The organism is Pseudoalteromonas sp. S1727, assembly GCF_005886375.1.
GTDB lineage: Bacteria > Pseudomonadota > Gammaproteobacteria > Enterobacterales > Alteromonadaceae > Pseudoalteromonas > Pseudoalteromonas haloplanktis.
On record NZ_PNDT01000107.1, the window covers coordinates 1 to 411 of the forward strand.

Sequence of the window (411 nt, forward strand, 5' to 3'; positions counted from 1 at the left end):
ACTGATGCTGCTGGTAATCAACAAACGGCATCTGCCACATTATCGATTGATAGCATCGCACCGGTATTGACTCTGACAGATCCCGGTGTAACGAATGATGCAACCCCGACCATTTCAGGTACTTCAACAGAGCCACAAGGCACTGAAGTTGTTATCGTTCTGGTTGATGCTAATGGTGATAGTCAGCAATTTACAGCGCAAGTGCAAGCCGATGGCAGTTACTCAGCAAGTCCAGCCGCTGATATTGCTGATGGTGATTACACTGTCACGGCAACTATCACTGATGCTGCTAACAATAGCGGCACAGCGCAAGGTAACGGCACTGTTGATACATTAGATCCAACTTTAACTTTAGATGGACTAGGTACATTTAATGACAATACGCCTATAATTTATGGCAGTAGTATTGAT

Annotated in this window: 1 protein-coding gene; it reads left to right on the plus strand. The window is 44.8% G+C overall.

Features of this window, described 5'->3' with window-relative positions:
* The coding region (locus CWB85_RS22515; RefSeq protein ID WP_249314922.1) for an Ig-like domain-containing protein at positions 1–411 on the plus strand (411 nt) is incomplete at both ends.